This window comes from Geobacillus proteiniphilus (genome assembly GCF_001908025.1).
GTDB classification, from domain to species: Bacteria; Bacillota; Bacilli; order Bacillales; family Anoxybacillaceae; genus Geobacillus; species Geobacillus proteiniphilus.
Genome location: NZ_MQMG01000076.1, coordinates 1 through 11,803 on the forward strand (window position 1 = coordinate 1; position 11,803 = coordinate 11,803).

The 11,803-nt window shown below is 49.2% G+C and carries 9 protein-coding genes, 7 tRNA genes and 2 rRNA genes; 2 read left to right on the forward strand and 16 right to left on the reverse strand.

The window, feature by feature from the left end; translation table 11 throughout:
- Positions 1 to 78 precede the first annotated feature (78 nt).
- Positions 79 to 396, forward strand: coding sequence for an ASCH domain-containing protein (locus BRO54_RS17495; RefSeq protein ID WP_047758569.1), 318 nt, complete (start codon positions 79 to 81; stop codon positions 394 to 396).
- 134 nt (positions 397 to 530) lie between these two features.
- A complete protein-coding gene (locus BRO54_RS17500) occupies positions 531 to 1,175 on the forward strand; it encodes an alpha/beta family hydrolase (protein WP_074044757.1) in 645 nt (214 codons plus the stop codon).
- Between the two features lie 342 nt (positions 1,176 to 1,517).
- On the opposite strand, the gene glmS is transcribed toward BRO54_RS17500, so the two are convergent.
- The 16 genes from glmS to BRO54_RS17580 form a co-directional block, all read right to left on the reverse strand.
- A complete protein-coding gene (glmS, locus tag BRO54_RS17505; protein ID WP_011229667.1) occupies positions 1,518 to 3,320 on the reverse strand; it encodes a glutamine--fructose-6-phosphate transaminase (isomerizing) in 1,803 nt (600 codons plus the stop codon).
- A gap of 550 nt (positions 3,321 to 3,870) precedes the next feature.
- The gene (gene glmM, locus BRO54_RS17510) at positions 3,871 to 5,220 is read right to left on the reverse strand and encodes a phosphoglucosamine mutase (protein ID WP_023634438.1); all 1,350 of its coding nucleotides are present in this window, start codon (positions 5,218 to 5,220) and stop codon (positions 3,871 to 3,873) included.
- 27 nt (positions 5,221 to 5,247) lie between these two features.
- Positions 5,248 to 6,486, reverse strand: coding sequence for a CdaR family protein (locus BRO54_RS17515; protein WP_074044758.1), 1,239 nt, complete (start codon positions 6,484 to 6,486; stop codon positions 5,248 to 5,250).
- A complete protein-coding gene (cdaA, locus tag BRO54_RS17520; RefSeq protein ID WP_074044759.1) occupies positions 6,479 to 7,300 on the reverse strand; it encodes a diadenylate cyclase CdaA in 822 nt (273 codons plus the stop codon). The genes BRO54_RS17515 and cdaA overlap by 8 nt, the downstream gene beginning before the upstream one ends.
- Positions 7,301 to 7,372: 72 nt before the next feature.
- A complete protein-coding gene (gene rsiW, locus BRO54_RS17525; RefSeq protein ID WP_074044760.1) occupies positions 7,373 to 7,984 on the reverse strand; it encodes an anti-sigma-W factor RsiW in 612 nt (203 codons plus the stop codon).
- A gap of 14 nt (positions 7,985 to 7,998) precedes the next feature.
- Positions 7,999 to 8,562 carry an RNA polymerase sigma factor SigW gene (sigW, locus tag BRO54_RS17530; RefSeq protein WP_074044761.1) on the reverse strand — a complete coding sequence of 188 codons (564 nt, stop codon included), beginning with the start codon at positions 8,560 to 8,562 and terminating at the stop codon, positions 7,999 to 8,001.
- Between the two features lie 200 nt (positions 8,563 to 8,762).
- Entirely contained in the window at positions 8,763 to 9,662 is a 900-nt protein-coding gene (rocF, locus tag BRO54_RS17535; RefSeq protein ID WP_013143994.1) for an arginase, read from the reverse strand.
- A 148-nt stretch (positions 9,663 to 9,810) separates the two neighbouring features.
- Positions 9,811 to 9,883, reverse strand: a tRNA-Ala gene (locus BRO54_RS17540).
- Positions 9,884 to 9,889: 6 nt separating this feature from the next.
- Positions 9,890 to 9,961: transfer RNA gene (locus BRO54_RS17545), tRNA-Gly, on the reverse strand.
- 4 nt (positions 9,962 to 9,965) lie between these two features.
- Positions 9,966 to 10,041, reverse strand: a tRNA-Lys gene (locus BRO54_RS17550).
- Between the two features lie 713 nt (positions 10,042 to 10,754).
- A tRNA-Gln gene (locus tag BRO54_RS17555) sits at positions 10,755 to 10,829 on the reverse strand.
- Between the two features lie 114 nt (positions 10,830 to 10,943).
- Positions 10,944 to 11,015: transfer RNA gene (locus BRO54_RS17560), tRNA-Glu, on the reverse strand.
- Between the two features lie 10 nt (positions 11,016 to 11,025).
- Positions 11,026 to 11,101: transfer RNA gene (locus tag BRO54_RS17565), tRNA-Thr, on the reverse strand.
- Positions 11,102 to 11,108: 7 nt separating this feature from the next.
- Positions 11,109 to 11,183 (reverse strand) — tRNA-Asn (locus BRO54_RS17570).
- 156 nt (positions 11,184 to 11,339) lie between these two features.
- Positions 11,340 to 11,456 (reverse strand): 5S ribosomal RNA (gene rrf, locus BRO54_RS17575).
- 242 nt (positions 11,457 to 11,698) lie between these two features.
- Positions 11,699 to 11,803: ribosomal RNA gene (locus BRO54_RS17580) — 23S ribosomal RNA — on the reverse strand; the annotation flags it as partial.

An 11,803-nucleotide genomic window follows, 5' to 3' on the forward strand; every position in this document is an offset into this window, starting at 1 on the left:
ATTTAACCAAAGAGGCAGAATAGTTTAAGAAGAAAGTATAAGTGAAAGTATCGAATTTTCTATTGGGGTGAAGTAATAATGCTACACAAAATGGGATTATATGAAGAACCCTTTCGATTAATTAAAACAGGTGAGAATACCGTTGAGGTGCGATTAAACGATGAGAAAAGAAGAAAGATTAAAATTGGAGATACAATTGAATTTATTAAAGTGCCTGAAGAAAACGAAGTGTTAAAAATTGAAGTATTGGAATTAAGAAATTACGATACATTCAAAGAACTGTATGAAGATATTCCGTTTAAAGACTTTGGCTGTGAAGGATGGACAATGGAGGAAATGTTAGAAGCAACATATAAGATATATTCACCAGAACAAGAAAAACAGTGGGTGCATTAGCTATTACAATTAAAGTATTAAAGTCATAATTTCTAACTAACTGATGTGTTAGTCCAATAAGACAGTAAATGAGTATTAAAAACAAAAATGGTAAATGGTGTTAAAATAATAAAAATAATCGGGAGGGGAAATCAGTGAAAGTTAATAAAAAGTCTTTACAAACAAAAGATAAAAAAATTAGTTATACACATATTGAAACAGGTTCTAAAATTATTTGTTTTATGTTTTCTGGTGCAGGATACACATATGATAAACCACTATTTTATTATGCAACAATGACGATGCTTCAAAATAAAATTGATGTCGTCCATATTCATTATTCATATAATGAAGATTTATTTAAACAGCCTCTTGAAAATATAACACAAACGATTATGAATGATGTAAATCCTGTTATTTTGGACGTACTTAAAAATGGACAATATACCGAAACAATTTTCTTAGGTAAATCACTCGGCACAATTCCTATTGCTAATGAAATAATGAAAAGAGAGTCTTATTTAGAGTCGAAAATGATATTACTTACCCCATTATTAAAATTTGATTTAATTTTCGAATCTATACAGAACAGTAAGCATCAAGGACTTCTTGTTATTGGAGATAAAGACCCGCATTACGATTCAAATAAACTTGAACAATTGAGAAAGACAAATTTAAATTTAGAGATTATTCAAAATGCAAATCATTCTTTAGATATTGAAGGATTCGAGACAATAAATTCAATCTCATCTTTATCACGAGTGATGGAAAAATTGCAAAATGTGATAAAAGCGAATTAGTAAAAAAGAAATTGTTTATAAATACATTTATTTAAAAAGTTAATTTGCTTGTTAATATATGTATAAGAGAGGTGCGAATTGCACCTCTTTTTAAATAGTTATTTATTATTTTGTAATTCAAATCCGAACCCGTTAGTAAAAATCGGATCGAGTTTTACAGGACAAGACTTTTTTGTCAAATAACAGTAATAGGAAAAACCAAAGCCTGCTGGATTCACCAACAGGCTTTCAGTTCCCGACTTTTTTGTTCGGTACCCAACTTTTTTGTCCGGTTCCCGACTTTTTTGTCAAGTACCCGACTTTTTTGTCATTCAACAAGTCATTCAACAACCAACGAACCGCTCACTCCACCGTCACGCTCTTCGCCAAGTTGCGCGGTTTGTCGACGTCGCAGCCGCGGTGCAAGGCGGCATAGTATGCGATCAGCTGCAACGGCACGACGGACACAAGCGGCGTAAGATCCGGATGGACAGCCGGGATGATGAAGCGGTCGCCGTCGCCTTCCAGGCCGCGCATCGAGATGACGCACGGGTTCGCGCCGCGGGCGACGACTTCTTTTACGTTGCCGCGAATGCTTAAGTTGACGTGCTCTTGGGTGGCGAGGGCGATGACCGGCGTGCCGTCCTCAATCAAGGCGATCGTGCCGTGTTTCAGCTCGCCGCCGGCGAACCCTTCCGCTTGGATGTAAGAGATCTCCTTCAGTTTCAGCGCGCCTTCTAGGCAGACATAGTAGTCAACGGCACGGCCGATAAAGAAGCAGTTGCGCGTCAACGTCAAGTAGTCGCTTGCGATTTTCTCCATTTCTTCTTTCGCATCACACAGCATTTCCATCACATTGGCGACGATGGCGAGCTCTTTCGTCAAGTCAAAGTCCAGCTCAAAGCCTTTCGCTTTCGCCGCCGCGGCGGCCAAAATCGCAAGCACAGCAATTTGCGCCGTATATGCCTTTGTCGAGGCAACGGCGATTTCCGGGCCGGCGTGCAACAGGAGAGTATAATCGGCTTCCCGCGACAGCGTCGAACCTGGGACGTTCGTGATCGTGATCGCTTTATAGCCGAGTTTGTTCGTTTGCACGAGCACGGCGCGGCTGTCGGCCGTTTCGCCGCTTTGCGAGATAAAGATGAAGAGCGGCTTTTCCGACAACAGCGGCATGTTGTACGAAAATTCGCTGGCAATATGCACTTCGACTGGAATTTTCGCCCACGACTCGATCAATTGCTTGCCGACAAGACCTGCGTGGTAGCTCGTTCCGCACGCGACAATGTACAGGCGGTCGGCGTTCAGCACCTCATTGATGATCGCTTTGTCAATGGCCAATTCACCGTTGTCATCTTGGTATTTTTGAATGATGCGGCGGATGACGAACGGCTGCTCATCAATTTCTTTCAGCATGTAATGCGGATACGTCCCTTTTTCAATGTCGCTCGCATCGAGCTCAGCCGTAAATGGCTTCCGTTTGACTGTTTCACCGTTTAGCGTTTGAATCGTGACGTTCTCGCTCGTGACGATGACGAGTTCCCCATCCATCAGTTCGACGAATTGATTCGTCACTTGGAGCATCGCCATCGCATCGCTCGCCACGACGTTAAATCCATCACCCAATCCGACAAGAAGCGGGCTTTTGTTTTTGGCCGCATAGATGGTGTTTTCGTCTTGTGCATCGATCATGGCGATGGCGTACGATCCTTTTAACAGCGAGAGCGTTTTTCGGAACGCTTCTTCCGTTGTCAGCCCGTCACGGACGAATTTTTCCACGAGCTGGACGATGACTTCCGTGTCCGTGTCGCTTTGAAACGCAACATCGGCTAAATAATCGCGCTTGACCATTTCATAGTTTTCAATGACACCGTTATGCACAAGCGTAAAACGGCCTGAGGCGCTTTGATGCGGGTGGGCGTTCACTCGGCTTGGCGCCCCGTGTGTCGCCCAGCGTGTATGGCCAATGCCGACCGTCGCGTTGACGTTCGGGTCGACGATGCGGCGCAAATCAGCGATCCGTCCTTTTTCCTTAAACACATGCACGCCGCTTTCGTTCAATACGGCGATCCCCGCCGAATCGTAGCCGCGATACTCGAGTTTTTCCAATCCGCGCAATAAAATTTCCTTCACATCTTGATAACCGATATAGCCAACAATGCCGCACATGGCAAATGTTCCTCCTTTTCATCTTGGAGGCTGCCGCTAACGAGAACCGTCTTTCCTGTTCAGTTGTCAAAGAACATGTTCGGGGTCTCGCCGATCCACGGGCGGCAGACTCCCTTCTTCGTTTCGCGCGATGACATCCTCCCCTTTGTGCAAAGGGTCACCCCTTTGTTTTAAGAGAGGACTTGCGGCTGTCATCGCTCCAGCCGGGAGGCATCCGCCGAAAACCTCGATAAACCTCCTCCTCGTCAACTAAGCGTTCTTCCGTCCAACGCTTAGTCCAGGCGCTTTTGTCTCGTCAAAACCGATGCAACAACCAACCACCTTTTTGCTTTGTTGGCCATGCCTACGGTTGCGGCAAGCCATCACTTCACCATGTTCCGCTCTTCGCCCTTCCATCGCCTCCTTTCAAGAAAAAGGCAACAACGTTAATATTACAGGACATTCCCAGCGGCGTCAACTATCATCTATCCATCCCTTTATATAAAATAACCTATGCATAAACGGAAGCGAACGTTCCGTCTATGCATAGGGTGGTTGTCCAAGCGGTCGGTTATTCCACTCCCATTTCACGGCGGACGACATCCGCGATCCGCTCAACGTAGGCGCGGCACGCTTCCTCGGTTTGGGCCTCCGCCATAATGCGCACAAGAGGCTCAGTCCCCGATGGGCGGACAAGAACGCGGCCATTGCCGTTCATCTCTGCTTCCACTTCCGCGATCACTTTCTTGACTTGCTCATTTTCCATCGCTTTTTCTTTATCTTTTACCCGGACGTTCACAAGCAGCTGCGGGTATTTTTTCATTTCCCCCGCCAATTCGGAAAGCGGCTTGCCTTTGATTTTCATGATGTTGACAAGCTGGAGCGCCGTCAACATTCCGTCCCCCGTCGTGTTGTAGTCAAGGAAGATGATATGTCCGGACTGCTCGCCGCCGAGATTATAGCCGTTCTTCTTCATTTCCTCGACGACATAGCGGTCGCCAACGGCCGTTTGTACACTTTTGATTCCCTGCGCCTCAAGCGCCTTGTAAAACCCAAGGTTGCTCATGACAGTCGAGACGACGGTTTGCTGTTTCAAGCGGCCGGTTTCTTTTAAATATTTGGCGCAAATGTACATAATTTGATCGCCGTCAACAATGTTGCCGCGTTCATCCACGGCGATGAGGCGGTCGCCATCGCCGTCAAAGGCGAGCCCGACATCGGCTCCTTTTTCTTTGACAAACGCCGCCAACGCTTCCGGATGGGTGGAACCGACTCCTTCGTTAATGTTGAGCCCATTGGGCGAAGCCCCCATTGTCACGACATCCGCATCCAAATCGGCAAATAAGTACGTCGCAAGCGATGACGTCGCCCCGTGCGCGCAGTCGAGGGCGATTTTCATCCCGGAAAAATCTTCTTCATCGATCGTTTGTTTTAAATACTGCAAGTACTTTTGTCCGCCTTCAAAATAGTCGTTTACTTGCCCAAGCCCAGCCCCGATCGGCCGCGGCAGCATATCCTCCGCGCTGTCGATCAGCGCCTCAATTTCCGCTTCCTGCTCATCCGACAGCTTGAACCCGTCCGGACCGAAAAATTTAATGCCGTTATCTTGCACCGGGTTGTGAGAAGCAGAAATCATGATGCCGGCCTGCGCTCCAAGCGCCTTCGTCAAATAGGCGACACCTGGCGTGGAAATGACGCCAAGGCGCATCACTTCAGCCCCGATCGACAAAAGCCCGGCGACAAGGGCGCCTTCAAGCATATGGCCGGAAATGCGAGTGTCGCGCCCGATCAATACTTTCGGGCGCTCAGCGCTTTTGGTCAGCACGTATCCGCCGCAGCGGCCGATTTGAAACGCCAACTCTGGCGTCAATTCACGATTTGCGACTCCTCGTACACCATCAGTGCCAAAATATTTGCCCATTCGTTCACTCTCTCCTTACTATGCAGTTTATTGTGCAGTTGCTTTGTCGCTAATATGGACCATCGCCGTTTCCGCCGACGGCTGCCATTGGACTTGTTCAGGGTGGTTCCATTGAATGGGAACTTGATGTTCGCCAATGCCGAGGCCGCTAACATCGACATACAAGCGGACATCATCTTTCGTCAATCCACGGACGACATCGGGCGGACCGACAAGGCGGACCGTAATTTTGCCTTCAAGCGGTTTGACAAATTCAGCTTTGTATGAATCCGGCAAGCCGACGACGGCGATCGGCACGTCTTTCCACGTTTGCGTGACGTCTTTTTCCACATCAATATGCACCTTGATTTTATCTGGATTGACGCTTTTTGCCCCATCAGGGAGCGGAACGTTGAGCTCTATCGTCGAATCATCCGTAATATCGTCCAAATCAACGGTCAACCCTTCCAGCTTGTCAATACGGTTCAGCACATCCTTCGGCCCATAAATCGTCACCCGATCCGGCTCCGGCGTGATGCTGACCAGATGCACCCCATCCGGCAGCTCCCCAGTTGTTCGCACTTGAACCGACACCGTCTTGCTCGGGCTTTTCACCGGCACGGTTACTTCCACCGACGATGGCTCTGGCTCAATATCCAACTCATTTCCCCGTCGATCGTACACCCGAACGCGCGCTTCTCTCGTCAGCGTTTCCGTCGCCCCATCTAAGTCGACGATGGCTTTGACAAACGCAATCTCGTCGATTAGTTCCTTCGCTCCAGTAATCGTCACAGCAACTGGTTTCACAGTCGGTTCTCCAACGGAATAGCCATCCGGCATTTTGTTTCGATTGAAAAATTCAACACCGACAGGAAACCGTTTCGACACTTTTTCACGAATCGTCACTTTGGCCGAGGAAGGCTGAATCGTCACTTTCAACTTGTCGGAGATGTCCCTGTATTTGATCGGCACCGTGTATGTTCCTAACGGCAAATCGGTTAAATCGACGTACACCTCGAAATTTCGCTGCAAAGCCGTCGGTTTGACGATGCTTGCCGGGCCTTGGAGCGTGACGTTCACGTATTTCGGGACGCCAGATACGACCAAGTTGTCTTCATCATAGTAAGCGACCACCGGAATATCGATCAACGTTTCCGTATCTTCCTGGCCAAACGTGTTGCGCGTCTCACCGGTTTTCGCCCCGACATTGGCCGACATATACAGCATAATCGCCAGCAATAAGGAGACAACGCGAATAAACCAAGGATGGTCCATCAACTTATCCATGTTTCTTCCCCCTCCATTGCCAACGGGAAGAAGCGGGCGCCTTCGTCGCTGGAGCAAGTTCGCCGGTCAACAGCTCCCGAAACTCATCGATCGTTAAATCGCGGTACAGCTCGCCGTTTTTCGTCAACGATACTGCTCCCGTCTCTTCCGACACGACGACGGTGACGCTGTCAGTCACTTCGCTGATGCCGAGCGCCGCCCGATGGCGTGTTCCGAGCTCTTTCGAAATAAACGGACTTTCCGATAATGGTAAATAACAGGCCGCCGCAGCGATTTGGTTTTTTTGAATAATGACCGCCCCATCATGAAGCGGCGTGTTCGGAATGAAAATATTAATGAGCAGTTCCGGCGATACATGAGCGTTTAACATAATGCCGGTTTCGACATAATCGTTCATTCCGGTTTCCCGCTCAATGGAAATCAGCGCGCCGATGCGTCGCTTCGCCATATACTCGGTCGCTTTTACAATGGCTTCCACCATTCGCATCCGCTCTTCATCTTCATTGACCGTGTTGCGGGTGAACAGCCGCCCGCGGCCGATCTGCTCAAGGGCGCGCCGCAATTCTGGTTGAAAAATGATGATGATCGCGAGAAATCCCCAAATGATCGCCTGATCCATCAGCCATTGCAGCGTCGTCAATCCGAGGTAATTGCTCACGAAACGAACCAAAATAATTAAAAAAATGCCTTTTAACAGCTGAATGGCCTTCGTCCCGCGAATCATCATGATCAACTTGTAAATCACATACCAAACGACAAGGATATCAACCACTTTTAATAAATATGACACGATGGGGAGCTCTTCGAAGGACATCTTCACACTTCCTTTATCTCTAATTCCAATCTGCTGATGGTCACGGAAAAAGCCATCGAACGATGGCTGCCATCATTCAATCGATTGGAGCGCACGATTGAACTTTTCTTTAATATTATACCAAATCCATTCGAACACTTGATTAATTTCCTCCACTTCCCCTGTCACTTGCCCGGCGGACGCCATATATTTCTTTCCATGAATCACAGTCACGTCCCCATCAACCGTTCCTTCAATCCGAATCGAGCCATTGCGGACGACAATATCCCCTTTGACCGTTTCTCCTTTCGGCACGATGACAGTATGATCGCGGATGATGACATGTTCATCAGCTGAGACGGAAAACGCGCCTCTTTCCCCCCATGAAGAAGCTAAGCTGCTTAAAGTGAGCGCTAAAAACAACGAGGCAGCCGTAAGCAGCGGGTGACGATGCATAAAACGGCGCAGCCGCGCGGTCTTTCTCTCTTTCGGCATCGCCTCCATGACCTTGGCCGCAAACGACGGCGGCGCCGCAACGTGGGCGGCATATTGGAGGAAAGCAACCGTCTTTTTCAGCTCGTGAAAATGGGCAGCGCACGCAGCGCACGAACGCAAATGTTCCTTCAGCCGCTGCTCTCCTTCTGGCTGAAGATCCCCATCAAAATAGCTGTGCATGAGTAACACGATTTCTTTCGGACATTCCATAGTCTCCCACCCTCTTATAAATGACCCAATTGCCTGCGCAACGCTTCGCGGCCGCGATGCAGCCGCGTTTTCACCGTGCCGACCGGCAACCCTAAAATCTCGCTGATTTCTTGCAACGACAAATCTTCCATATATTTCAACACGATCACGCTTCGATATTTTTCTGGCAACCGCTCAATCGCCCGCTGCACCGTCTCTTGCAGCTCCAGGCTTTCCACTGCCTCCTCCGGGGATGCTTCGCGGGAAGGAAGCTGAGCCTGCATCGTCAACCCGTCCGTGCCTCCGACCTCTTCATCTAAATACACGTCCGGCTTCCGTTTCCGCAATTTATCGATCGTCAAATTCGTTGCGATTCGGTACAACCAAGTGGAAAACTTCATTTCAGGATTGTACGTATCAATATGGATGTAGGCGCGGATAAACGCCTCCTGCGCCGCATCTTCCGCCTCATGCCGATTGCCCAACATTCGATAGCAAAGACGGTAAATCTTGTCCTTATACAAATCGACAAGATCCGCGTATGCGTTTTGATCCCCTTTTTGGATCGCCTTAATTCTCTTTTTAATAAATAGATCCATAAAATACAATACCCCCGCCTCACGGCTTACCGTATATTACGGCGCTCGATCAAGAAAAGTTTCATGCAACATATTTATTGTATCATACAACTGAAAAAGAGGGGACGCCAAACAAATGGCAGCCCCTCTTTCACAAACAGCGGGAACAAATCATCATCATATCCGTGAATCCCGCAACCAACCCTCTTTGCCCACATGCATTAAATGAGTTTTTCACCAAACAACGACCCCATCAGCGCTACAGCAACTGATGCTGTTTTGTTCCGCTCATCCAAGATCGGGTTCACTTCGACAAATTCCGCTGAAGTGATGATTTGTGCTTCGGCCAGCATCTCCATCGCCAAATGGCTTTCGCGGTATGTCAATCCTCCAATGACAGGCGTTCCGACTCCCGGTGCGTCGCTTGGGTCAAGGCCATCCAAGTCAAGCGACAAATGAACGCCATCCGTTCGTTCTTTTAAATAGGCGATCGTTTCTTCCATCACCCTTGTCATTCCGAGCCGATCAACCTCATGCATCGTGTAAATTTTGATTCCTTTTTCGCGAATAAACTTCTTCTCCCCTTCATCAAGGGAACGGACGCCGATCAACACGACATGTTCCGGCTTGATTTTGGGGCTGTATCCGCCGATTTGCGTCAGCGCCGGATGGCCAAACCCGAGGCTCGCCGCCAGCGGCATGCCATGAATGTTTCCAGACGGCGACGTTTCCTCGGTGTTGACGTCGCCGTGCGCGTCATACCAGATCACTCCAAGCCGCTCATAATGTTTCGCCACCCCGGCGAGCGTGCCAATGGCGATGCTATGGTCGCCGCCCAGCACAAGTGGGAAGCGCCCCCGCTGAACGACTTGGTCAACCGCCGCCGCGAGTTTCTCATTCGCCTCCGCGACCGCTTTCAAATTGCGCAACCGTGAATCTCCTTGCTCGTGCAACCGCTCTGCTTTCCCAATCGGAATATCTCCCAAATCTTCAATATCGTAATGAAGACGTTCCAGACGTTCGATGACGCCTGCATAACGCATTGCGCTCGGCCCCATATCAACGCCGCGGCGTGTCTGCCCTAAATCCATCGGAACCCCGATAATTGAAATTGGCTTCATGCTGTCTCCCACTCCTTTCCGGTTCCTGTTACGTCTTTATTGTAGAGGAAAGAAAGGGGATGACTCAACTTGACAAAATTTTGAATATTTATACCGATATAACAAAAAAGAGCAGGCTGCTTTTGGTTGTCAAGCAGTCTGCTCTTGATGGAGCCTATCGGGATCGAACCGATGACCTCCTGCGTGCAAAGCAGGCGCTCTCCCAGCTGAGCTAAGGCCCCGCCCCAAGCGGAAGACGGGACTCGAACCCGCGACCCCCACCTTGGCAAGGTGGTGTTCTACCACTGAACTACTTCCGCGCTATGGTGAGCCATGGAGGACTCGAACCTCCGACCCTCTGATTAAAAGTCAGATGCTCTACCTACTGAGCTAATGGCTCATGGTTAGGATAACACTCTACAGCTTCGTTTCACTCTACCTGCCTCTTCCTCTCCCAGCCGATTCAAAGATGCCAAGTGCGTCGAGGCAACTCGAAGCAAACTCGAAGATGCAGCGCTCGTTACTGAGCTAATGGCTCATAGTCAAGTATACACTCACAGTGAACGATGTCCCTTCCTCTACAAGCATATTCAAGGAAGCAAGATGCGTCGGGACAACTCGAAGCAAATCCGAAGATGCTTTGCTCGTTGCTCTACCTACTGAGCTAATGGCTCATGGTTAGGATAACACTCTACAGCTTCGTTTCACTCTACCTGCCTCTTCCTCTCCCAGCTGTTTCACAGATGCCTAGTGCGTCGAGGCAACTCGAAGCAAACTCGAAGATGCAGCGCTCGTTACTGAGCTAATGGCTCATGGTTGAGTATACACTCACAGTGAACGATGTCCCTTCCTCTGCTAGCATATTCGAAGATGCAGGATGCGTCGGGACAACTCGAAGCAAATCCGAAGATGCTTTGCTCGTTGCTCTACCTACTGAGCTAATGGCTCATGGTTGGGTATACACTCTAGGTACTACCTAGCTCTACCTGCCTCTTCCTCTCCCAGCCGATTCAAAGATGCCAAGTGCGTCGAGGCAACTCGAAGCAAACTCGAAGATGTAGCGCTCGTTACTGAGCTAATGGCTCATGACCATTTTTATGTACAAAAAAATAATGGCTGGGCTAGCTGGATTCGAACCAGCGCATCACGGAGTCAAAGTCCGTTGCCTTACCGCTTGGCTATAGCCCAACGCGATGAGAAAGAAACGCTGTATTCAATTGCTATTATATCTCAGCAATCAGGGAAGTATACACTTTTCATTTCGGCCAATCATCCTTGAAAGGACGACTGGCCGAAATGGAGTGACCCGTACGGGATTCGAACCCGTGTTACCGCCGTGAAAGGGCGGTGTCTTAACCACTTGACCAACGGGCCGGAAAATAAATGGAGCTTCCAACCGGGCTCGAACCGGTGACCTCTTCCTTACCATGGAAGTGCTCTACCTACTGAGCTATGGAAGCGTAAAAATGGCTCCGCAAGTAGGATTCGAACCTACGACCTACCGGTTAACAGCCGGTTGCTCTACCGCTGAGCTATTGCGGAATGATGAATAACTATATGTCATGCACATCTTCCCAATGTGCTCGTTGCCTCTTCCTCTGCCAGCTAATTCAAGGGAGCGAGATGCGTCGAGGCAACTCGTAGCGAATTCGAAGATGTGAAGCTCGTCGCTGAACTATTGCAGAATAATGAAACATTGCCTAGCAGCGACCTACTCTTGCAGGGGCGCTGGCCCCAACTACCATCGGCGCTGGAGGGCTTAACTTCCGTGTTCGGGATGGGAACGGGTGTTTCCCCTCCGCCATAGCCACTAGGCAATGGTTATCATCTTGGACAGTAATTATTATATCCATCCTGTTGGATTTGTCAACAGGATGTTCATTCCTTCAAAACTAGATAACCGTCGGAAGAAGCCGCTCGCCTGCGCTTTTCGCATTGTCCAGCTCCGGCTCGCCGCCGCTCGGGGCCAAATAACCTTCGCCTTCGGGATGTGAACATCCCTGCAGGCGAAGAACATTTGCCCGTCGCGGCGACCCGCTCGCCTGCGCTTTTCTTGCTAGGTCAAGCCCTCGATCGATTAGTATCCGTCAGCTCCACGTGTCGCCACGCTTCCACCTCGGACCTATCGACCTCGTCATCTTCGAGGGATCTTACCCGCCTAA

Bases quoted from the DNA above. Each gene is read 5' to 3' on its own strand.
- BRO54_RS17495 (WP_047758569.1), top strand. From the start codon at position 79: ATGCTACACAAAATGGGATTATATGAAGAACCCTTTCGATTAATTAAA.
- glmS (WP_011229667.1), bottom strand. From the start codon at position 3,320: ATGTGCGGCATTGTTGGCTATATCGGTTATCAAGATGTGAAGGAAATT.
- glmM (WP_023634438.1), bottom strand. From the start codon at position 5,220: ATGGGCAAATATTTTGGCACTGATGGTGTACGAGGAGTCGCAAATCGT.
- BRO54_RS17515 (WP_074044758.1), bottom strand. From the start codon at position 6,486: ATGGATAAGTTGATGGACCATCCTTGGTTTATTCGCGTTGTCTCCTTA.
- cdaA (WP_074044759.1), bottom strand. From the start codon at position 7,300: ATGTCCTTCGAAGAGCTCCCCATCGTGTCATATTTATTAAAAGTGGTT.
- rsiW (WP_074044760.1), bottom strand. From the start codon at position 7,984: ATGGAATGTCCGAAAGAAATCGTGTTACTCATGCACAGCTATTTTGAT.
- sigW (WP_074044761.1), bottom strand. From the start codon at position 8,562: ATGGATCTATTTATTAAAAAGAGAATTAAGGCGATCCAAAAAGGGGAT.
- rocF (WP_013143994.1), bottom strand. From the start codon at position 9,662: ATGAAGCCAATTTCAATTATCGGGGTTCCGATGGATTTAGGGCAGACA.